The organism is Micromonospora sp. NPDC000089 (genome assembly GCF_042899365.1).
Classification (GTDB): Bacteria; Actinomycetota; Actinomycetes; order Mycobacteriales; family Micromonosporaceae; genus Micromonospora.
Genome location: NZ_JBIAZT010000001.1, coordinates 344397 through 370633 on the forward strand (window position 1 = coordinate 344397; position 26237 = coordinate 370633).

A 26237-nucleotide genomic window follows, 5' to 3' on the forward strand; every position below is an offset into this window, starting at 1 on the left:
TAGGGTCGATCACGACACGGGTCACGGGGGCCCGGACGGTATTCGCCGCGGCGCTGCGGCGCCGTCGGTGAAGGAGCAGGCGTGATGCGGAGCGAGCAGCGGTCCGGAGCGGTCCGGTGGGACGAGCAGCCCCGCACGCGGTGGGTGGACCAGGCGGGATTCGTCCGCCGCCGGCCGGACCTGCGACTGGGCGCCCGCAGCCACCGGATCGACGTCGACGCCGAGCCGGCCGGTGACCGGATCGCCGCCCGGCACGCGGTGCGCACCAGCACCGCCGAGTACTCGATGCTGCTCAACGCCCCGCGCGCGCTCGGCCGCCGGGCGGTCGGTGACGCGCTGCGCGACGCGGTCGCCGAGCTGCGCGCCATCGACCTGACGTACGGCCCGAGCCGCCCGGAGAGCCTGGTCTCGCGGCTGCGCCGGGGCGAGATCGCCCCCGAGTCGTACCCACCGCTGGCCGACCTGGTCGACCGCTGCGCCGCCATGCGGGCGGCCACCGACGGCTGGTTCGACGCCTGGGCGGTGCCCGGCGGCTTCGACCCGGGCGGCCTGCTGAACGGGTGGGCGGTGGAGCGGGCGGCGGCCCGGCTGCGGGCGGCCGGGATCACCGACTACGCGGTGCTGTCCGGCGCGGACCTCACCGTGCGGGGCCATGCGGCGCACGGCGGGCCCTGGCGGGTGGCGGTGCACCACCCCACCGACGGGCGGCGCTCGCCGCTGGTGCTGGAGATGACCGCGGGCGCGGTGGGCACCTCCGGCGTGACCGGCCGGCAGGGCCACGTGGTGGACCCGCACACCGGCGAGGCGGCGCGGCACCTGGTCGCGGCCACCGTTGTCGGCCCGGACCTGGCGGTCGCCGACGCGTACGCCACCGCGCTGTACGCGGCCGGGCCGACCGGGCTGGCCTGGTTCCGCGGCGACTCCGGATATCGAGCTCTGTTCGCCCATCGTCGCCGCTGAGGCGGTGCGGCGGCAGTCAGTCGGCCGGCTCGCGCGGAGGGGGTCCGCGCGGGTCGCACGGTCGACGGGCCGGCGATCGGCCCCCACGGTCTCGGCAACGACCGTGGGGGCCGGTCAGCGACGAGTGCGCGTGGCTCGCGCATTCGAGGGGTGCGGAGCCGGTCGGCGCGGCGGCGGCCTCGTCACCCGAAGACGGGCCGACACAACGACTCACCGGTGGACCGCACCGGTACGCTAGCGAATCGACGCAACTCGACGCAAGAGTCTCCACTGCGGAGTGTCGCGGCGTACCGGTTCCGCGGCCGGCGCGGCGTCCGGCGGGTCAGTGTCGCCGGAGTGAACGGCGGATGGCACGCTGTCCGCCGTGAGTTTCGATCTGAGCGTGTGGGCCCTGCCCGACCGGGCCACGCCCGAGGACGTCCGGACGGCGGTGCGCCGGTGCCGCGACGGCGGCCACGAGGACCGGCACCCGGACCCGCGGGTGGTCCGCTTCTACCGGGCGGTCACCGCCGCGTACCCGGACCGGGCGACCGGCGCGGACAGCCCGTGGGAGGTCACGCCGCTGCACGCCGCCGCCGACCACGTGGAGCTCAACCTCGTGCCGACCTGCGCGGACCAGGTCCTGCTCGACATCGAACGGCTGGCCGCCGAGTGCGGTCTGATGCTCTACGACGCCCAGGACGGCTCCGTCTACCCGCCCCCGTACCCCGTCCCCCGCTGACCCACCCCCACCCCACCCCGCGATCTCGACCGGCGGGAGGGCGCGCGGGGGTGGGGCGCGCGGGATGCGAGGGGCCCGGCCGTGACGGCCGGGCCCCTCGACGCGTCAGGGTGTCACTCGTCGCGGAGGTCCGCGGCGCTGGCCGAGGTCGCGCCGATCGACTCGGCCGCCGAGGTGAGCAGGTCGGCGCCGAGCGCCTGGTCGACGGTGAGCGTCATCAGCGTCTCGCCACCGGCCTCGCGGCGGGCCACCTGCATCGCGGCGATGTTGACGCCGGCCTCGCCGAGCAGCGTGCCGACGGTGCCGACCACGCCCGGCCGGTCGACGTAGCGCAGGAAGAGCAGGATGCCCTCCGCGCCGATCTCCACGTCGAAGCCGTCCACCTCGGTCAGCTTGATGACGTCCCGGGCGCCGGTGTGGGTGACCGTGCCGGAGACGCTGACCGTACGCCCGTCCGGCAGCGCGCCGCGGACGGTGACCAGGTTGGGGTGCTCGACCGTCTCCGGCTGGGTCACCAGGGTCACCTCGACGCCCCGCTCGGCGGCCAGGTGCGGCGCGTTGACGTAGGTGACCTGGTCCTCCACCACGGAGCTGAACAGCCCCTTGGTGGCGGCGAGCTTGAGCACCGACACGTCGTGGTTGACGATCTCGCCGCGCACCTCGACGGTGACGCTGGCGGCGACCCCGCCGGCCACCGCGGTGAAGGCCCGACCGAGCTTCTCGGCCAGCGGCAGCAGCGGTCGGACGTCCTCGGCGACCACGCCGCCGGCCTGCACGTTCACCGCGTCCGGCACGAATTCGCCCTGCAGCGCCAGCTTGACGCTCTTGGCCACGGCCAGGCCGGCCTTGTCCTGCGCCTCGTGGGTGGAGGCGCCCAGGTGCGGGGTGGCCACCACGTTGTCGAAGGCGAACAGCGGCGACGAGGTGCACGGCTCCTTGGCGTACACGTCGACGCCGGCGCCGGCGACCCGGCCCTCGGCGATCGCGTCGGCCAGCGCCTGCTCGTCGACCAGGCCACCGCGGGCGGCGTTCACGATCCGCACCCCCGGCTTGACGATCGCCAGCTCCTTCTCACCGATCAGGCCCACGGTCTCCGGGGTCTTCGGCAGGTGGATGGAGATGAAGTCGGCCTCCCGCAGCAGCTCCTCCAGCCCGACCAGGCGGACGCCGAGCTGCGCGGCGCGGGCCGGCTGGATGTACGGGTCGTACGCGATCAGGCGGGTGCCGAACGCGGCGATCCGCTGGGCGAAGAGCACCCCGATCCGGCCGAGGCCGACCACGCCGACGGTCTTGCCCTGCAGCTCGACGCCGGTGTACTTGGACCGCTTCCACTCCCCCGCCTTGAGCGCGGCGCTGGCGCTGGCGGTGTTGCGGGCCACCGCGAGCAGCAGCGCGACGGCCTGCTCGGCGGCGGAGACGATGTTGGAGGTGGGGGCGTTGACGACCATGACGCCCCGCGCGGTGGCGGCCGGCACCTCGACGTTGTCCAGGCCGACGCCGGCGCGGGCGACCACCTTCAGCCGCGGCGCGGCGGCGACCGCCTCGGCGTCGATCTGGGTGGCGCTGCGGACGATCACCGCGTCGGCCTCGGCGAGCGCGGAGAGCAGGGCCGGGCGGTCGGTGCCGTCGACGTGGCGTACGTCGAAGTCGTGCGCGAGCACCTCGATGGCGGCGGGAGCGAGTTCTTCGGCGATCAGTACGACAGGATTCATCGGTCCTCGTAGATGTCGTCAGGGCGGTCGGCGGCTGCGGGGGGACGCCGCGCTGCGCCCTGCGGTGAGCCGTGCCATGGCCGTCGGTGCCGGCTACGCACCTATCTGGGATCGTAGGGCGCGGGCCGGTCGGCGTGTTCGGGACGGCGGGGTGAGTGCCCTCACAAACCCGACATGTCCCGGAGCTGAACGGAAGCGGAACGCCGCGAGCCGGCGACGGGGGCCGCGAGCGCGGCCCCCGTCGGCGAACCGGGGTACGGGCACCCGACGGTGACCCGGCGCCGGGGAGAGCGCCGGGTCACCGTCGGGCCCGCGGTCAGGCGGTCTCGGTGATCGGCCGGTCCACCCAGCTCATCATGGCGCGCAGCTTCTGCCCGGTCTCCTCGATCGGGTGCGCCGCGCCCTCGGCCCGCCACTTGGCGAAGTTCGGCCGGCCGGCCTCGTCCTCGGCCACCCACTCGCGGGCGAACTCGCCGGACTGGATCTCGCCGAGGATCTTGCGCATCTCCTCCTTGACCCGGGAGTCGATCACCCGCGGGCCGCGCGACAGGTCGCCGTACTCGGCGGTGTCCGAGACGCTGTACCGCATCCGGGCGATGCCGCCCTCGTACATCAGGTCGACGATCAGCTTCAGCTCGTGCAGGCACTCGAAGTAGGCCACCTCGGGCGCGTACCCGGCCTCGGTGAGCACCTCGAAACCGGTCTGCACCAGCGCCGCCGCGCCGCCGCAGAGCACCGCCTGCTCTCCGAACAGGTCGGTCTCGGTCTCCTCGGTGAAGGTGGTGCGGATCGCGCCGGCCCGGGTGCCGCCGATCGCCTTGCAGTACGACAGGGCCAGCGCGAACGCGCCACCGGAGGCGTCCTGCTCCACCGCGACCAGGCACGGCACGCCCTTGCCGTCGACGTACTGCCGGCGGACCAGGTGGCCGGGGCCCTTCGGGGCGACCATCGCGACGTCCACGTCGGCCGGCGGGGTGATCAGGTCGTACCGGATGTTGAAGCCGTGGCCGAAGAAGAGCGCCTTGCCCGGGGCGAGGTTGGGCTCGATCGCCTCGGTGTAGAGCGTCCGCTGCGCGGTATCCGGCGCCAGGATCATGATCACGTCCGCCGCGGCCGCCGCCTCGGCCGGGGAGAGCACCCGCAGGCCCTGCTCCTCCGCCTTGGGCCGGCTCTTCGAGCCGACCGGCAGGCCGATCACCACGTCCACGCCGGAGTCCCGCAGCGACAGCGCGTGCGCGTGCCCCTGGCTGCCGTACCCGATCACCGCGACCGTGCGCCCCTGGATCAGGCCCAGGTCGGCGTCGTCGTCGTAGAACACCTCAACGCTCATCGAATTCCCTTTCGTACGGCGGCCCGTGGTGGCCCGTCGTGGACTTGTGTGTAGGTCAGGCGCCGACGCCGGCGCACCGGGTCAGGCGGCCCGCAGCGACGGACCGGCGGTGATCGAGCGCGAGCCCCGGCCGATCGCCACCGTGCCGGACTGGACCATCTCCTTGATGCCGAACGGCTCGAGGTCGCGCAGCAGCGCGTCGAGCTTGTCCTTGGTGCCGGTGGCCTCGATCGTCAACGTGTCCGGGGCGACGTCGACCACCCGGGCCCGGAACAGGTTCACCGTCTCCAGCACCTGCGCCCGGGCCGCGCGGTCCGCGCGCACCTTCACCAGCAGCAGCTCGCGGGCGACCGAAACCTGCGGGTCCAGCTCCACGATCTTGAGTACGTTCACCAGCTTGTTGAGCTGCTTGGTGACCTGCTCCAGCGGGGAGGACTCGGCGTTGACCACGATGGTGATCCGGGAGACGTCCGGGTTCTCGGTCTCGCCGACGGCGAGACTGTCGATGTTGAACCCGCGCCGGGAGAACAGCCCCGACACCCGGGCGAGCACACCCGGCTTGTTCTCCACCAGTACGGAGAGCGTGTGAAGCGTCATCGTGTCTCCTTCGTCATGCCCTCATGGCCCTCGCTGCGCTCGGTGCATTCGGTCGTGACCATCAGATTTCGTCCTCGTCGAAGGCCGGGCGGACGCCACGGGCGAACATGATCTCGTCGTTGCTGGTGCCGGCGGCCACCATCGGCCAGACCATCGCGTCCTTGCCGACCACGAAGTCGATCACCACCGGCGCGTCGGTGATCGCCATCGCCGCCTCGATGGTCCGGTCCACGTCGTCGGCGTTCTCGCAGCGCAGGCCGATGCAGCCGAGCGCCTCGGCGAGCTTCACGAAATCCGGGATGCGGTGCTTGTGGGTGCCCAGCTCGGTGTTGGAGTAGCGCTCGCCGTAGAAGAGCGTCTGCCACTGGCGGACCATGCCGAGGTTGCCGTTGTTGATCACGGCGATCTTGACCGGGATGCCCTCCAGCGCGCAGGTCGCCAGCTCCTGGTTGGTCATCTGGAAGCAGCCGTCGCCGTCCACCGCCCAGACGACCGTGTCCGGCCGGCCGACCTTGGCGCCCATCGCCGCCGGGACGGCGTACCCCATGGTGCCGAGGCCGCCGGAGTTGAGCCAGGTGCCCGGCTTCTCGTACGAGATGAACTGGCTGGCCCACATCTGGTGCTGGCCGACGCCCGCCACGTAGACCGCGTCCGGGCCGGCGATCTCGCCCAACCGCTTGATCACGTACTGCGGGGAGAGCGTGCCGTCGGACGGCTCGTCGTAGCCCAGCGGGTAGCGCTCGCGCAGGTCGTCCAGCTGGGTCCACCAGTCGGCCAGGTCGGACTTGTGGCCGGCCCGCCGCTCGGCGGTGACCGCGGTGATCAGCTCGTCGATGACGTGCTTGGCGTCGCCGACGATCGGCACGTCCGCGTGCCGGTTCTTGCCGATCTCGGCCGGGTCGATGTCGGCGTGCACCACCGTGGCGTCCGGGGCGAACGAGTCGAGCTGGCCGGTGACCCGGTCGTCGAAGCGGGCGCCGAGCGCCACGATCAGGTCGGACTTCTGCAGGCCGTAGACGGCGGCGACGGTGCCGTGCATGCCGGGCATGCCCAGGTGCTGGCGGTGCGAGTCGGGGAACGCGCCCAGCGCCATCAGCGTGGTCACCACCGGGATGCCGGTCAGCTCGGCCAGCGTGCGCAGCCCCTCGGTGGCGCCGGCCTTGAGCACGCCGCCGCCGACGTAGAGCACCGGCCGGCGGGCCATGCTCATCAGCCGGGCCGCCTCCCGGATCTGCTTGCCGTGCGGGTGCAGGGTCGGCCGGTAGCCGGGCAGGTCGAGGGTGGGTGGCCAGGCGAAGGTGGTCTGGGCCTGCAGCACGTCCTTGGGGATGTCCACCAGCACCGGGCCGGGCCGGCCGGTGGCGGCCAGGTGGAACGCCTCGGCCAGTACCTGCGGGATCTCCTCGGCGGTCTGCACCAGGAAGTTGTGCTTGGTGATCGGCAGCGTGATGCCCTGGATGTCCGCCTCCTGGAAGGCGTCCGTGCCGATCGACGGCCGCGCCACCTGACCGGTGATCGCCACGATCGGCACCGAGTCCATGTACGCGTCGGCGATCGGCGTGACCAGGTTCGTCGCGCCCGGCCCCGAGGTGGCGATGCAGACGCCGACCCGGCCGGTCGCCTGGGCGTACCCGGTGGCGGCGTGCCCGGCGCCCTGCTCGTGGCGGACCAGGATGTGCCGCACGGTCGAGTCGTAGAGCGGGTCGTACGCGGGCAGGATCGCTCCGCCCGGGATGCCGAACACCACGTCGACGCCGAGCGCCTCGAGCGAGCGCACCAGCGAGCCGGCGCCGGAGACCTGGGCCGGCGCGGGCTGCCGTACGGCCGGGGTGGTGACCTCGGCGGCGGTCCGGCCGGCGCCCGGCGGGACGGCCCCGGCCCGCGGCGCGGGGGCGTGGTCGGCGTCGGCGGCCGGCTCGGTGACTGCCCGGGAGCGGCGGGCGGAGTGGGCGAGGGTCTCTGGCGTGGGTCTCGTCATGGCGGTTCAGGCCTTCGGCTGAGTGGGCGGGAGCTGCGACACGAGCAACGCGGGTGGGGCCCGCGCCGGACGGGGTCCGACGGCAACAAAAACGGCCCACGTGCAGATGCACGGGGCCAGCGCACTCTCGAGGTGGAGAGTGCGCTCAGGTAAGTACTCGCAGCGACCGGATCGACGACATGTGGACCAGCCTGACGCATCTCATGCGATGAGTCAACTCATCCCACATGTTGGTTCACGAACGGGGGAATCCGTCCCCGTGCGGTGGGCCGGCGAGCGGCCCGGCCTGCGCGGATCCCTCCTCGGCGGCGCGCGGCGCGGGCAGCGGGCGCAGCGACGGGCCGGTGGAACGCAGCCGGGGCAGCAGCGGCGACGGGGTCGGCGGCAGCGGCGCGGCCGGTGGCGCCGGCGCGGCGGACGCCGGCCGGGCGCCGGGCGAGGTGGCCGCCTCCAGCATCGCCTCCAGGTGCTCCGCCGGCACCCCCCAACCGAAGAGCGCGCCCTGGCCGAAGCGGCACCCGGCGGCGACCACGGCGGCCAGCTCGGTCGGCGTGGTCACCCCCTCGGCGATCACCTCCAGGCCGAGCTGGTGCCCGAGCCGCATGACGATGTCGACCATCGGGGCGAACGCCGGGCCGTCCCGGTCGACCGGGCGCACCGGCTCGTGCTCGGCGACCAGGCTGTGGTCGATCTTCAGGATGTCGATCGGCAGCCGGCGCAGCTGCCCGAGCGAGGAGTAGCCGGCGCCGAAGTCGTCCAGCGCGATCCGCACCCCGGTCAGCCGCAGCGCGGTGAGCCGGCGGATCAGCTCGTCCAGGTCGGTGGCGACCGCGTGCTCGGTGACCTCCAGCACCAGCCGCTGGGGCGGTACGTGGTGGGCGCGCAGCGCCTCGGTGACCTGCACGACGTACTCCGGGGCGTGCAGCTCGCGCGGGGAGACGTTCACCGACACCCAGACGTCGTGCCCGTCGGCCAGCCAGCGGGACAGCTGCCGGCAGGCCTGGTGCAGCACCCAGGCGCCCAGCTTGGCGATCATCCCGCACTCCTCGGCCAGCGGGATGAACTCGTCCGGCCGGACGTTGCCCAGCTCCGGGTGGTGCCAGCGCAGCAGCGCCTCGGCGCCCACCGGCCGCACCGACGGCAGCGAGGCGACCGGCTGGAACACCAGCCGCAGCTCGTCGCGCTCGATCGCGCCGCGCAGCTCGTGCTCCAGCCGGGTGCGGCGCAGCATCAGCTGGTCGTGCGTGCCGTCGTAGCGTTCGATCCGGTTCTTGCCGCGCTGCTTGGCGTAGCGCAGGGCCAGGTCGGCGTGGCGCAGCAGCCCCACCACGTCGGTGTCCCCGCACTGGCCGGCCAGCCCGATGCTGACCGAGAGGAAGACCGGCCCGTCCGGCCGGTCGTACGCCCGGCCGAGCACCCCGAGCAGCCGCTCGGCGACCGCGTCCGCCTCGTCGGGGCGGCCGCGCATCAGCACCGCGAACTCGTCGCCGCCGAGCCGCGCGGCCAGGTCACCGGGGCGCAGGTTGCCCTTCAGCCGCCGGCCCACCTCGGCCAGCACCATGTCGCCCACGTCGTGGCCGCGCATGTCGTTGACGTTCTTGAAGCCGTCCAGGTCGAGCCCGAGCAGCACGCAGCGGACGCCCTCGTCGGCGCAGCGCTGCATCTCCCGCAGCAGGCCGCGCCGGTTGGCCAGGCCGGTCAGCGGGTCGGTGTGCGCCAGCTCGCGGAAGTGCGCCTCTCGCTCGGCCAACCGGCCGGCGTACCCGCGCACGTCGTGCAGGGTCAGGTACTGCCGGGCGACCAGGGCGAAGCCCTCGACGCTGCCGGCGACGATGCCGAGCACGTCGAACCGGCCGCCCTGGGCCAGGTGGTACAGCGCGGAGGCGGCCATCGCGGCCATCGGGACGAAGGCGAACTCCCCGTCGCGGCGGATCAGGTCGACGTCGACCTGCCCGGGCGCGGTCACCCGGTGCACCGCGACCGCGACCGCCAGCAGGCCCAGGGCGAGCAGCGCCGTGCCGGCGACGGTCACCGACCGACCGCTCTGGCAGACCCCGGCGGCGACGGCCAGTCCGCCGGTCGTGGTCGCGGTGATGCCGCCGCCGAGCAGCGCCAGCCGGGACCGGGGCGAATCGGCCCGCAGCACCACGATCAGGGCCAGCCCGCCGCTCGCCGCGGCCGCCACCGAGGCGAGCAGGATCGCCGGGCAGGACACCGGCGTGGCGTCGCCGAGCAGCCGGGTCGGGGCGCTGAACAGCACCCAGCCGACGAACCACAGGGCGCTGGCCATGATCAGCCCGTCCAGCAGCAGCCGGGCGGTGGCCGGCCGGCTGACCGCGGCCCCGGGCAGCCGGAGCAGGCCGGCGCAGGCGGCTGCCGCGCTCAGCGCGGTGGCCACGGAGATCACCGCCGGCCAACCGGACAGCCCGGTCGGGTTCGCCGGGTGGTGCCCGCCGGTGATCGTCTCGCCCAGGCCGACCAGCAGCCCGCCCAGCGCGAGCACCGCCGCGGCGGCGAGCAGGAGGTACGCGTGGCGGTGCGGGCCGCGGCGGCGCCGGGCCGAGTCGGCCAGCAGCGCGGCGGCGGTCACGGCGACGAGGCCGCACAGCACCGCGACGACGACCAGGCCCGGGGGGACACGCACGCCCTCAACTGTGCCGGATGGGTGCCGCGCGCGGGGGACCGGGTGTGCATCTGTTGGGACACGGCGCGACCGATGGGGGCCGGCGCGGCGACGGTGCCAGACTGGTACGCATGCCTGAGCTGCGGTCGAGGACCTCCACCCACGGTCGGACGATGGCCGGCGCCCGGGCCCTCTGGCGGGCCACCGGGATGACCGACGACGACTTCGGCAAGCCGATCGTCGCCATCGCCAACAGTTTCACCCAGTTCGTGCCCGGTCACGTCCATCTCAAGGACATGGGCGGCCTGGTCGCCGACGCGGTGGCGTCCGCCGGCGGGGTGGGCCGGGAGTTCAACACCATCGCGGTGGACGACGGCATCGCGATGGGCCACGGCGGGATGCTCTACTCGCTGCCCAGCCGGGAGCTGATCGCCGACGCGGTGGAGTACATGGTCAACGCGCACTGCGCGGACGCCCTGGTCTGCATCTCCAACTGCGACAAGATCACCCCCGGGATGCTGCTGGCCGCGCTGCGGCTGAACATCCCCACCGTCTTCGTCTCCGGCGGCCCGATGGAGGCCGGCAAGACCACGGCGATCGAGGGCGTCGTGCACAGCAAGATCGACCTGATCGACGCGATGATCGCGTCCTCGAACGAGGCGGTCACCGACGAGCAGCTCGGCGAGATCGAGCGGTCGGCCTGCCCCACCTGCGGCTCGTGCTCCGGCATGTTCACCGCCAACTCGATGAACTGCCTCACCGAGGCGATCGGCCTGGCCCTGCCGGGCAACGGCTCGACGCTGGCCACCCACGCCGCGCGCCGGTCGCTCTTCGTCGAGGCCGGCCGCACCGCCGTGGAGATCGCCAAGCGCTGGTACGACCACGACGACGCCTCGGTGCTGCCCCGCGCGGTCGCCGGCCGGGCCGCCTTCGAGAACGCCGTGGCGCTCGACGTGGCGATGGGCGGCTCGACCAACACGATCCTGCACCTGCTCGCCGCCGCCCGCGAGGCCGAGCTGGACTTCTCGGTCGCCGACATCGACGCGGTCTCCCGCCGGGTGCCCTGCCTAGCCAAGGTCGCGCCGAACTCGCCGCAGTACCACATGGAGGACGTGCACCGGGCCGGCGGCATCCCGGCCATCCTCGGCGAGCTGGACCGCGCCGGCCTGCTCCACCGGGACGTACACGCCGTGCACTCCCCCAGCCTGGCCCAGTGGCTCGCCGACTGGGACGTCCGGGGCGGCTCACCGCGCTCCGAGGCGGTCGAGCTGTTCCACGCTGCGCCCGGCGGGGTGCGCACCGTCGAGCCGTTCTCCACCACCAACCGCTGGTCGTCGCTGGACACCGACGCGGCCGACGGCTGCATCCGGGACCGCGAGCACGCCTACTCGGTCGACGGCGGGCTGGCCATCCTGCACGGCAACCTGGCGCCGGACGGCTGCGTGGTGAAGACCGCCGGGGTGCCCGAGGAGTGCCTGACCTTCCGCGGCCCGGCCAAGGTCTACGAGTCGCAGGACGACGCGGTCACCGCCATCCTCGCCAAGGAGATCGTCGCCGGGGACGTGGTGGTGATCCGGTACGAGGGCCCGAAGGGTGGCCCCGGCATGCAGGAGATGCTCTACCCCACGTCGTTCCTCAAGGGCCGGGGGCTGGGCCGGGCCTGTGCGCTGCTCACCGACGGGCGGTTCTCCGGCGGCACCTCCGGGCTGTCGATCGGGCACGTCTCCCCCGAGGCGGCCTCCGGCGGGCTGATCGCGCTGGTCCGCGACGGCGACGAGATCGTCATCGACATCCCCGGCCGGTCCATCTCGCTGGACGTTCCGGACGACGTGCTCCAGGCGCGCCGGGTCGCCGAGGAGAAGCGGGACCGGCCGTACACCCCGACCGACCGGCAGCGCCCGGTGTCGGCGGCGCTGCGCGCGTACGCCTCGATGGCCACCTCGGCCAGCGACGGCGCGTACCGGCGGGTGCCGGAGTAACCCTCCCCCACGGCTCTCGACAGCGCATCGCTGGTAGCTGCTTGGCGTCCTCGCCGCCCCTCCCGGCCAGGCGATGCTGGCAAGCGATCAGGTCAGGTCGACGAATCGGACCGGTTCGCGCAGTACGGCGAGCGCTCCGGAAACATCCGCGAGCCGCGCCGCGAGGGTGGCACGGGCCAGGCGCTCCGGCAGCGCGGAGCCGAACTTCAGCCCCGCCAGAGCGCGAGCACTGACGTCGGGTAGGCAGATCCGCTGCACCGCGTCGGCCACCAGCGACCGCCACTCTGTCCGGGTCAGGTCCGCCCGGAGCCGGATCGTGTAGTCGTCGAATCGTTGCACCGGATCCACGACCTCGCCCAGGGTGGCGGTGAGGGTGGCGTTCGCGCGCAGACCGGCCCAGGTCCACCAGGTCAGATCTTCGTGCGGGGCGCGCACGACGAGGCTTCCGCCGGGATGTACCACCGACGCCCGATCTTCCCGCTCCGCTGCCAACCGGTCCCTCGCCCTCGCCGTCAGCCGGACGGGCGGGTCCACGCCGAGGAGAACCTCCCGCATCGCGCGGGTGAGTGCGTAGCCCGATCCCAGCCAGCCCTGTGAGGTCCACCTCGCGCGACCCCCGCCATCAGCCGCTTCCACGAAACAGCGGCGTCGACGCCAGTCGACATACGTGACCCGCCAACTGCGCCCGCCAAGGAGCAGCCGACGGTCCCCCTGCACCTCCTCAGTCAGGAGGCTCGGATCGATACGACCCAGTTCCTGCCGACCGTGCAGCACCGTGAACTCCGGCGGTCCCGTGAAGACCGCCGTCATCTCCATGAAGTGCCGTCGACCGAACCGTCGGTCCGCCTCCGGGCCGATGAACAGCAGCCCGCCGTCACTGTCGAGGTAACCGTGATCCACGAGGTGACGGATGATCGGCTCAGCGCCTGAGTCGAACGGTGCGAGACCGTTCCACGCCTGCGTCCAGAGCCGGTCACCGACCCGAAGCTCCTGCAGGCAGAGCGCGAGCATCTGCTGGGCGACGATGTGTCGGGGTTCCGGGGGCGAGACGACCGGTTCGACCCATCGCCTCCCCCAGAGCGTCAGCAACCCAGCCGCCTGGGTCAGCTCCTGACCGGTTCGGCAGAGGAACATCGCGTTCCGGGCACTGCCCGGCCGACGACCGGTGCGGCCGAGCCGTTGCAGGAACGATGCCACGGAGGCGGGCGCGTCGATCTGGATGACCCGGTCGAGGTCGCCGACGTCGATGCCGAGTTCAAGCGTGCTGGTGGAGACGATGACACAGTCCCGCGCCTCGGCGAACGCCTGCTCGGACCGGTGCCGCTCGTCGGCCGAGAGCGAGGCGTGTGACAGGAAGGTCGTCACCCCCCGCTCGCGAAGCAGCTGACCCAGCTCCTCAACGGTCTGGCGGGACTCGCAGAAGACCAGCCGCTTCTCGCCGACGTGCAGCGCGGAGATGACCTTGGCAGCGTTGACGAGTGATCCGACATAGTCGAGTTCGACCTGTCCGGGTGGCGGGTCGCTGTGGGTGGGCCCCGGCGGAGCGGGAGGTGACAGGTCGGGGGCGACGACCTTTCCCGCGCGGGCGCGCGCCCCTGATCCCTGCAACCAGGTCAGCAGCTCGTCCGGGTTTCCGACGGTCGCTGAGAGCCCCACCCGCTGCAGCGGTCGGCCGGCAACCCGGGTCAGCCGCTCCAGCACCGCGAGCAGGTGCCAGCCGCGATCATCGCCCGCGAAGGCGTGGACCTCGTCCACCACGACCGCCCGCAGGCCGGAGAAGAAGGTGCGGTGGTCCACGTTGACGCTGACCAGCATCGCCTCCAGGGACTCCGGCGTGGTGAGCAGGATGTCGGGACGCTGCCAGAGCACCGCCCGCCTTGCGGCGGTCCGCACGTCGCCGTGCCAGAGCGCCGCGGTCCGGCCCAGCCAGCCGGCGTACCGCTCAAGCCGGGGGTGCAGGTTGTTGAGCAGAGCCTTGAGCGGGCACAGGTAGAGCAGCGAGGTGCCCGTCCAGCCCTCCCTGGTCATCCTCGACAGCAGGGGAAACGCGGCCGCCTCGGTCTTTCCGCCCGCCGTCGGGGCGAGCAGCAGGGCATCCTCCCCCTTGAGCAGCGGGTCGACCGCGGCCCGTTGCAGTGGCCGCAGCTCTGACCAACCGAGGGTGTTGACGACGTGGTGCACGACCACCGGGTCGAGCAGTGCTGCCTCGTTCACGGCGACAGGTCGACGTCGTCGGCCCAGGCGGCGTTCCGCTCGACCTCCGTCAGCTCGTCGGAGCGCAGCGTCAGCTCGTAGTGCTCGCGCGGATCCCAGTCGGCGAACTGGTCCACCCGGTCGAACACGTCGGCGACGAGCTTCTTGAGGTAGACCCGTGGGGCGACACCGACCTGGCCGCCCAGGCGACCCGCGACTGCCCGGGCAAGTTCGCCGAGGTAGCCGTCGTCGACCGTCTCGCTCACCCGGGCGCTGCCGTAGATGTCGCGGACCCGAATCCCGAGCTGGACCAGGGCTGCCTCGGTGAAACCGGGCAGGCGGAGCTGGGTGGCGCGGGGGTTGTCCCACCGGGCGTGCGGCCCGAAGTCGGTGGCGAGACGTTGGGCCAATGGGGCCAGCCGCTGCACGCCCTGCTGGCCGTCGAAGAACGCCGGAGTGCCGGTGATCAGCAGGAACAGGCCGGGGAACCGGCCGGCGTAGATGTCGTCGACCAATTGACGGAGCGCGTTGAGGGCCTTGTCCCGGGCGTCCGACCGCACTCGCTGCAGGGTCTCGACCTCGTCGAGCACCAGCAGCAGGCCGGGGTGACCGCTGTCGCGCAGCACCGTGAGCAGACCCTGCAGGAAGCTGAGCGCCCCGAAGTGGTCCAGGTCGCCTTTGACCCCGGCGGTCCGTCGTGCCGCGGCCGCCACGTGGGGTTGTCCGCCGAGCCAGGCGGCGAGGCCGCCGGCAGTCACCTGGTCGCCGGACGCGAGGGCGGTCCGATATCCCCGCAGGGCGGCCGCGAACCCGGGGGTGCTCCGGGAGATGTCTGCCAGCCGGCGTTCGAGCAGATCACCGACCGCCCGGTCGAGGCCGTCCGCGTCGGTTTCGACGATGGTGCCGTCGGCGAGGACGTCCTCCTCCAGGGCGAAGATCCAGCCGTCCAGCACGGGCCGCAACGCGCTCGGGGCGAACTGCTCGGTGGTGAGCTGCTCGACCAACCGCCGGTAGACGGTCTCCATCCGGTGCAGCGGAGTCTCGAGTTCCGACACCTGGACCTCGGCCACCGCGAATCCCCGGTGCTTCGCCCGCTCTCCGAGCCAACGGGTGAAGAAGGTCTTGCCGGACCCGTACTCGCCCCGCACCGCCTTGAAGACGCTTCCACCGCCGGCCACCCGGGCAAGGTCCTCGTCGAGGGCTCCGATGAACCGATCGAGTCCGACGGCGAGGGCGTCCAAGCCGTTGGCCGGCACCGCGCCTCGGCGCAGCGCATCGACGATGTCCCGTCGCCGCCGGGCGCTCACCTCGATCGTCACGACGGGTCCAATCCGAACTGCTCGACCATCAGCGCAATGTCGAGCTTGGCGGTCCGCCCGTCCGGGTCAAGGCTGAGCACCGGATAGCCCTCAACCTGCAGGAGGCGACGCAGCGCGGTGAACGTTCCGGAAACGCGGTGCACCGGGACGCCCGCCCTGGTGGCGAGTGTCTCGAGGGTGGCGCGTCCGTCGCCCGCGATGAGGGCGGCGACCATGGCGGCCACCCGATCGTCGGGCAGCGGCGCACGGGTGCCCCGACGGTCCGCGTACAGCGGACTGGAGAGCAGGGCATCGACGAGGGTCGTCGTCGGACCAGCCGCGGCCGATGGTTCGGGTTGGGCCACCGGGTCGGCTGCGGCCGGCACCGGCAGATCGAACAGTCCCTCGTCCTGGATCGGCTTCCTGGAGTTGCGGCGGGTCGGAGGCTTCCCTTCCGGCAGGGGAGCCGCGCGGGCCACCACCTCCGCAGGCGCCGGTCGCAGCGGCTCTCGCCACCATTCCGGACTGGACACCGGCGCCCCCGCCCACCCTGGCACGGCGTCCTCGTCGTGTGCGGCGAAGAGCATGAGCGGGATGACGGCTTCGGCGGGAGCGGCGCCACCGTGGTATCCGGCCTTGCGCGGGCCGTAGCGCAACTCCTCCCGCCACGGCAGGATCACCTTGCCATCGGAGAGCGCCACCCGGCTGCCCCGGAACAGCAACTCCCCGTCGGTGGGGTGCCCGGTCGGCGGGCGCCAGCGGTTCTCGCTCGACTCCGACGGACGCAGGACGGCATCGGACCCGCGGTCTACGACGTGACCGTGGTCGGAAACCAGCACCACGACCCGGTCCTGGGCCACCGCGAGCAGGTCGCGCAGCCCGTTCACAGTGTCCGTGCTCCACTCGGTGGTGCCTGGATCGCTGCGGTCCAGGGCGTCGTCGATGGTGTTGATGACGGCCGCGACCAGCGGGACGGCGGGATCACCGATCGCGGCGGCCACCTCAGGATCGACCGCCAGCCCGGCCGCCGTCCGCAGGTCGGACTTGTGCAGCAGGACGCTGCCGGGGAACTGCGCGGAGAATCCCCTCAGCTCGGCGCCGCGGTCACCGACGACGAGTCGTCCGCTGAGCAGGCTGCACCGGTTGACGGCCGTGATGGTCGGCAGCGCAGCGAGAACGCCGGTCCGTGGGCCGCCGTCCGGCGTCAACTCGGTCCAGGCGCCGCTCCGGTCGAGGGAGTCGGCGATCTCGATCCCGGCCGCCGCGCCCATACCGTCGAGCACCAGCATCAGGGCCCGCCGGCCGTTGTCGAGGATCGGACGGACGACCCGATCGAGCACGTCCTCGACCCGTAGCAACGAGCCGGGTTCCCGCTCGGCGGCGGTCATGTCCTGCAGCAGCTCGGCGAATTGCTGGTCGTGCCGGGCACGGCGGGCGTCGACCGCCTGGTGCAGCAGCCGGTACGCCTGCGCGACCTGTGGGTCCACGTCGCCGGCGAAGACGTCGAGCCGGGCCCGGTCGACCCATCCGTCGACCCGGACCTGCCGATGCACGGCGTCGAGCATCGTGAGCGGGGCAGCGCTCTCGGGAAGGGCCAGCCAGCGCAGCAACCGGACGGCCATTCGGGCGGTCTCCACCCGAGACCGGTCCGCCGACCGGTGGGCCTCCACTTCAGCGAGCCGGTCCTGCGCCCGCTCGATCAGCTCGTCGGCGGTCACTGCCGCGCCGGGGACCGGGGCGGCGAGGCGCACCGCGCTCCCGAAGGCCCGCATCCGCTGGGCGAAACCGGCCGGTAGGAGCGTCGAGGCGGCGAGCCGGCCCACCACGTCGATCTCGCCGGCGATCTCCTCCGCCCGGCGCAGCATCCGGCGGGCGTCGTGGCGTACCGCGTCGTCGCCGTCGAGGGCGCGGTAGATCCACGCCTCGGCAGCCTCGCCGAAGGCCGTCGCCTGACCTTCGGTAAGCCGGGTGCCACCGAAGCGAGGCTCCAGCCGGGTCCGGGCTACCACCAGTTCCATGTCGGGCGACCGCTCCGCGCCTCGGGGCCAGAGCACCCCGGCCAGCAGACCGAACGGGATGACGTCGCCCCCGTTCCCGGCCCGCACGGCGGCCAGCACCGGTACCGCGACCGGGCCGGCCGCCTCGACGAGGAAGGAAGCGATCCCCTCGGCCCAGTCGGCGGGCAGCTCCATGAAGCGCAGCTGCGCGGGGGCGTCGGTACTCCATTGGAGGAGGCCGGCACCGTCCAGCTCGTCCGGGTCGAGACCGAGCACCGAGCCGGTGAGGTGACGAAGCGCGTGGTCACGGGTCAGGATGAGACCCGCGGGCGGTGCCCAGCCTTCGGCCGGAGCGAGGTCGGTGAGGGCGTCCGCCACCCAGCGGCCGGTACGTACCAGCGTCGAGTCGAGCCGCACCTGGCCACCGAACACCTGACTGACCAGGTCCCACGGGTCGACGCTGCGCCCCTTCTGCATGCTGACGTGGGCCAGCAGGCCGTCGCCCAGCTCGATGTCGGTGAGATCGGTCAGCAGGACGAGCTTCTCGTGCGCAGCCCGATCGGCGAGGGCGGCCCGGGCCGCGATCGGCGTCGGGCAGGGCACGACGCGAACCGGGGTCTCCCCGACGGTGAGCACCGGCTCGTCGGCCCACTCCGGGCGGCACAGCAGCACGATGGCCTCGGCCTCGTCCCGCTCGGCGAGCCACGACTCAACCTTGCGTCGTACTGCCGCCGGCCGGACGGCGGCCCGGGTGATGCTCACGACCGACGCTCCGACTCCTCGATCTGCCAGGTGAGGGCGATCCGCCGGCCGGCGGTGACCTCGGCCCGCAGTTCGCCGACGAGTCGGTCCAGCCCCTGTTGGTCGACGACGGTGGCCTGGCGGACCGTGGGCGGCGGGGTGACCGGGTCGGCAGGGTCGCGGGGCTTCGGGACGAGCGGTGGCCTGATCGGGGGTGGCGTGACGATGACCGGATCGGGTCTGCTCTCGGCCAGCAGCGCGGCGGCGGCCCCGACCGCCTCCTGCAACGCCGCCGCCAGGTCGGAGCCGTGTTGCTCGTTGCGGGCAGCGGCCTGAAGCTGATCGACGATGACCTGGGCACGGCGGTCGGCTTCCGTGCGGGCCCGCACCGCGGCGATCAGCGGCCACTGGGTGGCGGCGAGGGCAGCGCGCAACTTCTGCGCCTGCTTGTAGACACCGCTCGCCGCCTGGCCGTTCAGGCCGCGAAGGCGTTCTTCTCCCTCCGCGACCACACCGACGAGGATGACGTCGTCCCGTTCGTTGGCTACCTGGGTGAGCAGGTCGGCGACCCGCCGGGCGGTGGCGAGCCGCCCGGTCTGCGCTTCGGGGTCCAGTCCGAGCTGGGCAGCGTGCTGCTGCAGTGTCGTGACGAGGTCGCGGGCGGTCCCGGCGTAGGTCGTTGCTACCCGGCGCATGGTCCGCGCCAGGGTGCTGAGGGTGGCCGGGTTGCGGAACTGCGGCAGCACCTCGCCGAAGAAGGGCTGTCCGAACGAAACGGCTGCCTTCCACACCTCGTCCGTCGGCATCGGCGGGTGACGCAGCTCGAACCGGTCCTCTACGCCGTTCACGGCGACGACCTTGGTCTTCCCGCCGTGGTCGTACCAGCTGAGCTGCTGCTCGAACGCGAAGACGGCGATGATCAGGTTCTGCAGGTCACGATCGAGGCCACGCCGCTTCGGCAGGTCGAGCCACTCCCGCAGCTTGTGCACCGGGAAGTGGTCATGGTAGCCCTCCTTCGCCGCCTCCTGCAGCAGGTGCCGACTCCAGTAGCAGGTGCTCATGGTGAGCACGTACCGGTGGTCGACCAGCTCACCGAGCTGCAGCGGGTTGCAGATCCGACGGAGGACCTTCTGCTCGACGGGCGAGGCGACGGACACGCCGTGGGTCGGATCGGCCGCGGCTTCCTCGGCGTACTGGAGCACCTTGCCCAGGTCGGCCCGGGTGAGCGGCTTCTCGTCGACGGGCAGGGCCGGCGTGCCGGGATACGACCATTCGAGCAGCTCGGCGGTCAGGTTGCGGAACGCGTCGGCCAGCGTCCCGCCGCGCGGGTCGCCGATGCGCAGCCCGTCGGCGAGGGTGTGCAGCACCCCGACGGTGTCGTCGTGCACGTCGGAGGGCTGCGGGTTGGCCGCCCCGTACGCCTGCTTGAGGGCGGTGATCAGGCCGTCGCGGAGCTGCGTCTGCCGCTGCAGCAGGTAGACCCGGCCCTGCTGTCGGTCGGCCTTGGGCCAGTCCGCGGCCAGGGTGTTGAGCCGCTCTCCGGCACCGCCGACCCCGAGCAGATAGTTGATCTTAGCCAGCTGGGCGACCCGGCCCATCATGTCGTCGGTCAGATAGAGCGGCAGCCAGAAGACGGTGTTGGAGCCCCGGGGCAACTCCTCGATCCGGGCCCGGTCGGCGCTGCGCGGGTAGTCGAGCGGGTCGAAGGGGTAGTCGACGACGATCCGCCACGACTCGCCGGGGGCGAGCAGCGCGGCCACGGGCATGGCGTCGGGATCCCGGACGTTGCCGAACTTCACCTGGACGATGTGCCGCCGGCCCCGCCAGTCGCGGGGCTGCTGCAGCTCACCGTGGCTGCCTTCGCTGCCGGCCAGGCCCATCTCGGCGCTGATCAGCTCACGGAGCAGTTGCTGCCGCACGCCCGCCGAGGTCTCGTTGAGCGGCACCAGGTCGAGCAGCTTGTCGAAGTCGACCGTGTGCAGCTTGAGCGAGACGACCGGATCGTGGTCGTCGGTGAGGTGCAGCTCCCCGGCGTCCTGCTCGATCTTGCGCAGGCGGTTGAGCACCATGGTGTTCTCGTAGCCGGGGATCGGCGAGGTGATGGAGCCGAAGTTCAGCGCGTGCAGCTTGGCGGCGGTGAGGTTGTGCAGGGCCGGCACCTCGGGCACCAGCGCACCGAGCAGGATGGTCTTCACCAGCTTGTCGTCGAGCTGGAACTGGGTGTGGGTGGCCGCCAGGTCCTCGTCGATGCCGTTGAGGGCGAGCAGGATCGGGCGCAGCTTGCGCAGGTAGAGGCTGCGCGCGGCCTCGAACTGCTGACGCAGCTTGGGGCGGTCGGGCAGCTCGCCGTGCAGGACCAGCGGGTCGAAGAGCGCGGCGACGCCGATCAGGTCGTTGACCCGCAGGGTGTCCCGCCGGTCGACCAGCAACTCGGTCATCACCTTCAGCGCGGTACGTTCCCGCTGCAACGCCTGGGACAGCGCGACCAGGGTCGCGACGAGGGCGGGCGAGAAGGGATAGAGCTGCCGGAAGGCGGTGGCGTCGGAGCCGATCCCGGCGTCGCCGTACTGGGCGCCGAGCAGCAGGGTGTCCCACACCTCGCGGTTGTGCCGCACCGCAGCGAACGCGTTGTCGATGACCGCGCGGTCGGCGTCGGTGTTCGGCTTGAGCAGCCGCTTCTCGGTGATCTCGGGCAGGTTGGTGTCGGCGAGCACGATCTCCCCGAGCCGGCCTTGGACGCTGCGCATCACGTGCGCCAGCGCCTCCCGCTCGGTGCCGCCGACCTGCGGGCCGAGGAACTCCTCGAGGTTGCGTTGCCGGGCGACGAAGGAGACCAGCGGCAGCGGCCGGGCCGCGTCGGCGGACTCGACGAGCTTGTTGAGCTTGGCGCCCTCGGTGTTGACGAAGGTGTAGTCGGCGATCCGGCCGGAGAGCCAGAGGATCAACTCGTCGAGGAAGAGCACGATCGCGTCGTACCCGAGGGACTTGGCGTGCCGGGTGATGACGGCGAGACCGGTGTCGAGGTCGAGGTATTCGGCGCTGTACACCGCGCCGCTGAAGAACACCTGGGTGAGCGCGCTGACCAGCGCGTCACGGTCCTTGGTTCCGGGCGGCTGCGCGGCGGCGTCGGCGTACCGCTGCGGGGTCCAGCCCTCGGCGCTGGCGCGCAGCGCGGCCAGGCCGCCGCCGCCCGCGCCGGGCCCGGTGGCACCGCCGCGCAGCGCCGCGAAGAACGTGTCGTCGCCCATCGCCTCGCGCAGGCCGGCCGCGTCCTTCAGCAGCGCGTCCGACCGGTGTACGGCGGGAACGGGCGCATCCGGGTGGACGGCGGTGACGTGGCGCAGGTAGCCCTCGAGGATCGCCTGTTCCACGGAGCGCGCGTCGAGCATGTGCAGGGTCAGGGTGAGGAACCTGCGGCCCGGCAGCCACGGGTCGGCGGCGACCACCGGCCCCTCCAGCCCGCTGATCTGCCGGGCTTTCGGGTTGTGGCCGAGGATCTCGCGCAGCACGGCCATGAAGTGCGACTTGCCGGAGCCGAACGAGCCGTGCAGGAACATCGCCTGCGAGCGGCCGGTGGTCACGGCGTGGCCGATCCGCTGCAACGCGCCGGTGAAGTTCTCCCGGAGCTGGTCGGTGACGACGTAGCGGTCCAGGTCGGCGCCCTCGGCCGCCTTCACCACGAAGTCACCTTCACCGACGGACGTCGGTATGTCGATCAGGTCGCGCAGCAGCGTCACCGGTGTTCCTCCAGCCTCCCCAGGGTGCCCGACACGCTACCCATCGACCCGAATGCTCGGGTACCGCACCGGATGGCCAGATTGCGGTCCGACCGACGGGACCATGGTGGACCGATGGCGAGCAGCTCCGCCGAGGGCCCGAGAAGGCCCAGCTCAGCGCCACGCCCGCCGGGGATCACCCCACAGCATCCAGAAGAGAGTCAGATTCTGGACAGGTTGAAGTCAAGGTGATCATCTGGAACGCGGAACGCTGGGACAGCGACGGCGACATCCCCACGCCGGTGGACGGCCTGCAGCGGCTGCGGGCGGCGTTCCCGGGCTACAAGGTGGTGGTGGCGGGCGACCTGGCCACCCGCCCCTCGCTGCAACCCACCGCTTGGGCCGCGCCGTTCTCTCCGGAGCTGCCACGGATGGTCGCCGTCATCACCAGCACATGCCATACGTTGCGGCCAGCCAGGCAGAACCACGCGAAACAGCACCAAAACTAGCAAAAAATCTGCCTAGGAAGATACGCCGAAGTTACGTGGCCAGCCGGCGCAATCATCGAGGACGGTCGTCAATGTGTGTCTTGTCACCCATCGACATGTGCGGTAACGTTGCAAGCGCTTACATCATCAACGAGAACCGCCCTCTCGGCCCAGGTCAGCTCCACAACTATCGATGATCGAGGTAGGTAGTCCACGCCGGTCGGCCCAGTGCTGAAACTGATGACGGACCTGCCTAACGGATGGTGGGCGCGGCGTGCGTTCGAAGTGATCAATCGGTGGTGGGCATGCCCCACCGAAACTTCGCGAACACTCCCCACCGACACTTCGCGAATGAGCCTCTGTCAAGAGTGAAGAAAGGTCGTGCCCCCGTGCCCCGAACCATACGCCATCCGCTCATATTCTTACTTGCTTCGGTGCTTACCGCCGGCGGTCTCGTCGCCCTCGGCAATCCACATCTCGCGCATGCCGATGACGGTTGTGGCACCGGCACCAACAGCTCGGTGAAAACCCGCGAGGCGCAACGCCACGCCTTCGGTCGCCGCGTCATTACGATTCCTGCCGCCTACGATGTCTCCGCCGATACTTGCAATGCGGCAGCGACGGCCACCGGCATTCGCGAGGAAGTCAACCGCATCAGCAATGGGCAGAAGAAGGTGGAAACGGTTGCCATCATTGGCACCCTTATCGGATGGCTCATCGGACCTGAAGGCGCGGCAGCGGTTGGCGGCGCCGGATTCATTCTCACGAGCGACATCGAGAGTGCGAAGGTGCGACTGAATAGCGTTGCGAACTCTATTCAAGAAGCCAACCAGCGCTGCGGGAATCGCGGCATCACCTATTCAGCAGGCATCGATTCTGCCGGCCGAACCCTTTATGCCTCCAACTTCGTTTGTCAGGGAAGCAACAATAAGGACCTGGACCCCGACATCTCGGACATTGCTCCACCTACTTCCGACATTGTCCCCGGCCCGGAGCCCGACGGGGGAACGCCGTGCAGTGCCGATCCAGACAACCTCTACTTCTCGCACGACGATGGTCTCGACCAGTACTGGATGGATACGTTCGAGAGCGCATCCGGAAGTGACCTCACCTTCCGCCACTATCAGTGGAACGAGAGCACGGGCGACTATGATCTAGATCAAGGGACGTTCACGAAGCAGTGCGGGCCCGTACCCAATGATGACGGTGGGCAAGCCTGCAGCTCGAACCCGAGCGACGTCTATTACTCCCACAGTGGCTCAACCTACTGGAAAGATGTCTTTGCGGGCACGGACGGCGCCGGCAACAACACGTATGAACGCTATCAGTGGAGTCCCACCGCGAAGTCTTACGAGACAGATCTGGGCCCGTTCACCGTCGATTGCGGACCGCCCGATTCACCCCATGATCCAACTCTCCCACCCGAAGTGCCCAACGGGTCTGACTGCTACAAGTACGGCGAGGAGACAGTAACTCAGATGGTCATCGACTGGTGCCAGGGGACCGGCGGGGGCAAGCTGGTGCTTCGCATCACGAATCTCTACAATCACAGCTACTGCTGGTCATACGACTACTATTCCTGGGGCCCGGGCGCATCGAGCTGGACCCTCACTTATCCAGCCGGCGAGAGATGCATTCTGACCAGCAGGAGCAGCCCCAATGGCTAAGATTGGGGCAACCTGTCAGCCCGGCAAGACGAATCGGTTGCATTAGCGTCGCGATCGGCGGTGCCAATCGACGCACGCACGAGCGGATTGCCTAGGCGCAGGATGGATTCATCCTGCGCCTCGGCGCTCCTTTGCCCCGAGCCCGCCGGCACCATCAGTTCCGACAATGCGCAAGGCGCCGGCAAGCGACGTGTGTGGGTGACGTAGGTCTGAGCGCACTGCCGGTCTCCTGGGCATCATGGGCGGCGTCGGACCAGCTCAGGCCAGTCAATCACAGACCCGCAGGTCGAGGGCATCGTCCAGCCCGCACGGCCCACCCTCGTCGTGGCGGTGGACGGTGCGTCCGGCCCGGCTGAACCGAACGGTCAGTGATCGGCCGGCGTGTCGGGCGGCGAGCCGCAGCAGGGCCGGTACGGGGTCGGTGGGCAACGCCCGAGGTGCCGACCGCGGCGCCGGGAGTGGTGCCCCGGGGTCCTCCGGAACCGTTTCGGGCAGGGTGACGTCGAGGCATTCCAGGCAGTGCGCCACGGCAGCCTCCAGGCTGAACCGGTCGGGCAGGTCGCCGGGGTGCACCGGGACGGTTGCCGAGCGCATCTCGACCGACCAGAGCAGTCCGTGTGCCCGCAGCGGATCGGCCGGGTGCCCCCGCAGGTCGACCACGTTCACCAGTAACGCCAGGTCGAGGCCGAGGGCGAGCCGGATCAGCTCGGTCAGCGGTGGGGCGGTGGGGCGTACCGCGGTGACCAGCAGGCGCGCGGCGGGCAGCGCGGGACCGACGGCGGCGAGCTGCTCGGCCACCGGGTCGGTACCCGCCCGGGGCAGGGTGACGTAGCCCTCGCGCACGTCCGGCGGGATCTCATGGCCGCCGTCGGCCTCGGCGAGATCCTCGGGCCGTACGCCGAAGACGGCAGCCCAGGCGCCCAGCCGGTAGCGGACGGGGAGCCGCACCACCCGCCGGCCACCGGGCTCGACGCCGGCCAGCGTCGCCTCCTCCGGGCGGTCGGCATGCCAGCTCACGTGCACCACCCGGTGCCGCAGGTCGGTGAGGGTCACCAGCACCGCCCGGTGGATGCGGCGGGTCCCGTCGCAGGTCAGGCAGGCGCGCGCGGAGGAGCGCAACCGGCAGTCGGGGCAGGGCTGCCACGGCATCGGCGCACCGAGCCAGGGCGGGTCGGGCGGCTCGGCGAGCCGGCGCAGCGGCACCCGCACCCGCCGGACGACCTGCCCGGTGGGCTGTTCAACCGGCGTCTCCACCGGCTCGCCCGAGCCGAGGCCGGTGTGCCACCAGCGGCCGTCCCGCCAGATCGCCTGCGCGCCGGGCAGTACCGCGCCACCGGCGCAGTCGGCGCGGACCCGGCGGTCGAGGTGGTCGACGGTCACGGTCGGCACGACCAGTCGGCGGGGCAGGTCGGGGTGGAGCAGCCGGGCGGGGGCGGTCCGGCCACGGGCGCCGAGCCCGGCCAGCGCTGCTGCCACATCGGTGCCGACCAGGGCGGCGGACAGATCCGGCCAGGGCTCCGGCGGCCCGGTGGGCACGGGCGAGCCGGGCACCTCGTACCGGACGCTCCAGCGCAGGTCGTCGCCGTGCCGGCGGGCCTCGACGACCAGGTCGAGCAGGAGCTGGTCGGCCAGCGCGCAGAGCCGGGCCAGCCGGGCGGCCGGGTCGACCGGGGGCGGCGGGGTGGACCGTCCCACCAGCACCCGCCAGGCCGGGCGGGCGCACTCGGCGAGCGCATGGGCCGCCAGCTCGTGACGGTCGGCCGCCGGCAGGTCGGGCCGCCACCCCGGCATTCGTACGGTCAGCGGGTCGACGGGGGCGGCGACGCCGGCCGCGGCGGCCAGCTCGCGCACACGGGGAGTCAGGTCGACCACCCCGCCACCCGCCGGGTCCGGCCGGGGGTCGAGGGCGCCGGGCCCGACCCGGTGGGACGCGACCGCGCCGGTGTCGAGGTTGGCCACGGTCAGCACGAGCTGCGCCCGGCGGCGGCCCCGCCGCCGGCAGCGCAGGCAGGCGACCGCGACGGTGCCGGCACCACGGCACAGCGCACAGCTGCGGTACGGCTCACGGCGCGCGACCGGTCCGGCCTGCGGCGGATCGTCGACCAGGAACTGGTCGCCGTGCCGGGTGCAGCGGCAGGGATCGAGCCGGAAGGTCGCGCCGGCACAGTGTGGGCAGACGACGGTGGGCGCGGCGGTCGGGTCAGCGGCGGTGCCCGACAGGCGCATCCGCCGACGCC

Annotated in this window: 15 protein-coding genes; 5 read left to right on the forward strand and 10 right to left on the reverse strand. The window is 72.0% G+C overall.

The window, feature by feature from the left end; all coding sequences use genetic code 11:
• Nucleotides 1-84 precede the first annotated feature (84 nt).
• Together ACFY3U_RS01675 and ACFY3U_RS01680 are read left to right on the forward strand one after the other, a co-directional pair.
• Complete coding sequence (locus ACFY3U_RS01675) at nucleotides 85-960, forward strand: FAD:protein FMN transferase (RefSeq protein ID WP_387193123.1); 876 nt, start codon at nucleotides 85-87, stop codon at nucleotides 958-960.
• Between the two features lie 364 nt (nucleotides 961-1324).
• Complete coding sequence (locus ACFY3U_RS01680; protein ID WP_387193125.1) at nucleotides 1325-1681, forward strand: hypothetical protein; 357 nt, start codon at nucleotides 1325-1327, stop codon at nucleotides 1679-1681.
• 113 nt (nucleotides 1682-1794) lie between these two features.
• Here the strand turns inward: ACFY3U_RS01680 and serA are convergent, their stop codons facing one another.
• The 5 genes from serA to ACFY3U_RS01705 form a co-directional block, all read right to left on the reverse strand.
• Nucleotides 1795-3393, reverse strand: a complete 1599-nt coding sequence (gene serA / locus ACFY3U_RS01685; protein WP_387193128.1) for a phosphoglycerate dehydrogenase — start codon at nucleotides 3391-3393, stop codon at nucleotides 1795-1797.
• Between the two features lie 316 nt (nucleotides 3394-3709).
• Nucleotides 3710-4723 carry a ketol-acid reductoisomerase gene (gene ilvC / locus ACFY3U_RS01690; protein ID WP_387193131.1) on the reverse strand — a complete coding sequence of 338 codons (1014 nt, stop codon included), beginning with the start codon at nucleotides 4721-4723 and terminating at the stop codon, nucleotides 3710-3712.
• An 81-nt stretch (nucleotides 4724-4804) separates the two neighbouring features.
• Nucleotides 4805-5320, reverse strand: a complete 516-nt coding sequence (gene ilvN, locus ACFY3U_RS01695; RefSeq protein WP_387193134.1) for an acetolactate synthase small subunit — start codon at nucleotides 5318-5320, stop codon at nucleotides 4805-4807.
• A gap of 61 nt (nucleotides 5321-5381) precedes the next feature.
• A complete protein-coding gene (locus ACFY3U_RS01700) occupies nucleotides 5382-7298 on the reverse strand; it encodes an acetolactate synthase large subunit (RefSeq protein ID WP_387193136.1) in 1917 nt (638 codons plus the stop codon).
• Between the two features lie 235 nt (nucleotides 7299-7533).
• Nucleotides 7534-9942: a putative bifunctional diguanylate cyclase/phosphodiesterase gene (locus ACFY3U_RS01705; protein ID WP_387193138.1), complete on the reverse strand. Its 2409-nt coding sequence runs from the start codon at nucleotides 9940-9942 to the stop codon at nucleotides 7534-7536.
• Nucleotides 9943-10052: 110 nt separating this feature from the next.
• Here ACFY3U_RS01705 and ilvD point away from each other — a divergent pair, with 110 nt between their 5' ends.
• Nucleotides 10053-11900, forward strand: a complete 1848-nt coding sequence (ilvD, locus tag ACFY3U_RS01710; protein WP_387193141.1) for a dihydroxy-acid dehydratase — start codon at nucleotides 10053-10055, stop codon at nucleotides 11898-11900.
• An 87-nt stretch (nucleotides 11901-11987) separates the two neighbouring features.
• Here the strand turns inward: ilvD and ACFY3U_RS01715 are convergent, their stop codons facing one another.
• Genes ACFY3U_RS01715 through ACFY3U_RS01730 form a run of 4 tightly spaced genes read right to left on the reverse strand, consistent with a single transcriptional unit; the run spans nucleotide 11988 to nucleotide 21866 of the window.
• A complete protein-coding gene (locus tag ACFY3U_RS01715) occupies nucleotides 11988-14114 on the reverse strand; it encodes a DEAD/DEAH box helicase (protein ID WP_387193144.1) in 2127 nt (708 codons plus the stop codon).
• Nucleotides 14111-15412, reverse strand: coding sequence for a BREX system ATP-binding protein BrxD (gene brxD, locus ACFY3U_RS01720; protein WP_387193147.1), 1302 nt, complete (start codon nucleotides 15410-15412; stop codon nucleotides 14111-14113). Before brxD ends, ACFY3U_RS01715 begins: the two co-directional genes overlap by 4 nt.
• Nucleotides 15409-18150, reverse strand: a complete 2742-nt coding sequence (gene pglZ / locus ACFY3U_RS01725; RefSeq protein ID WP_387193150.1) for a BREX-2 system phosphatase PglZ — start codon at nucleotides 18148-18150, stop codon at nucleotides 15409-15411. The genes brxD and pglZ overlap by 4 nt, the downstream gene beginning before the upstream one ends.
• Nucleotides 18147-21866, reverse strand: a complete 3720-nt coding sequence (locus ACFY3U_RS01730; protein ID WP_387193154.1) for a phage resistance protein — start codon at nucleotides 21864-21866, stop codon at nucleotides 18147-18149. The genes pglZ and ACFY3U_RS01730 overlap by 4 nt, the downstream gene beginning before the upstream one ends.
• Nucleotides 21867-22093: 227 nt before the next feature.
• Here ACFY3U_RS01730 and ACFY3U_RS01735 point away from each other — a divergent pair, with 227 nt between their 5' ends.
• Nucleotides 22094-22354, forward strand: coding sequence for a hypothetical protein (locus ACFY3U_RS01735; protein WP_387193157.1), 261 nt, complete (start codon nucleotides 22094-22096; stop codon nucleotides 22352-22354).
• A gap of 368 nt (nucleotides 22355-22722) precedes the next feature.
• Nucleotides 22723-24000, forward strand: a complete 1278-nt coding sequence (locus tag ACFY3U_RS01740; RefSeq protein ID WP_387193160.1) for a hypothetical protein — start codon at nucleotides 22723-22725, stop codon at nucleotides 23998-24000.
• A gap of 267 nt (nucleotides 24001-24267) precedes the next feature.
• On the opposite strand, the gene ACFY3U_RS01745 is transcribed toward ACFY3U_RS01740, so the two are convergent.
• Complete coding sequence (locus ACFY3U_RS01745) at nucleotides 24268-26226, reverse strand: hypothetical protein (protein ID WP_387193163.1); 1959 nt, start codon at nucleotides 26224-26226, stop codon at nucleotides 24268-24270.
• Between the last annotated feature and the right edge of the window lie 11 nt (nucleotides 26227-26237).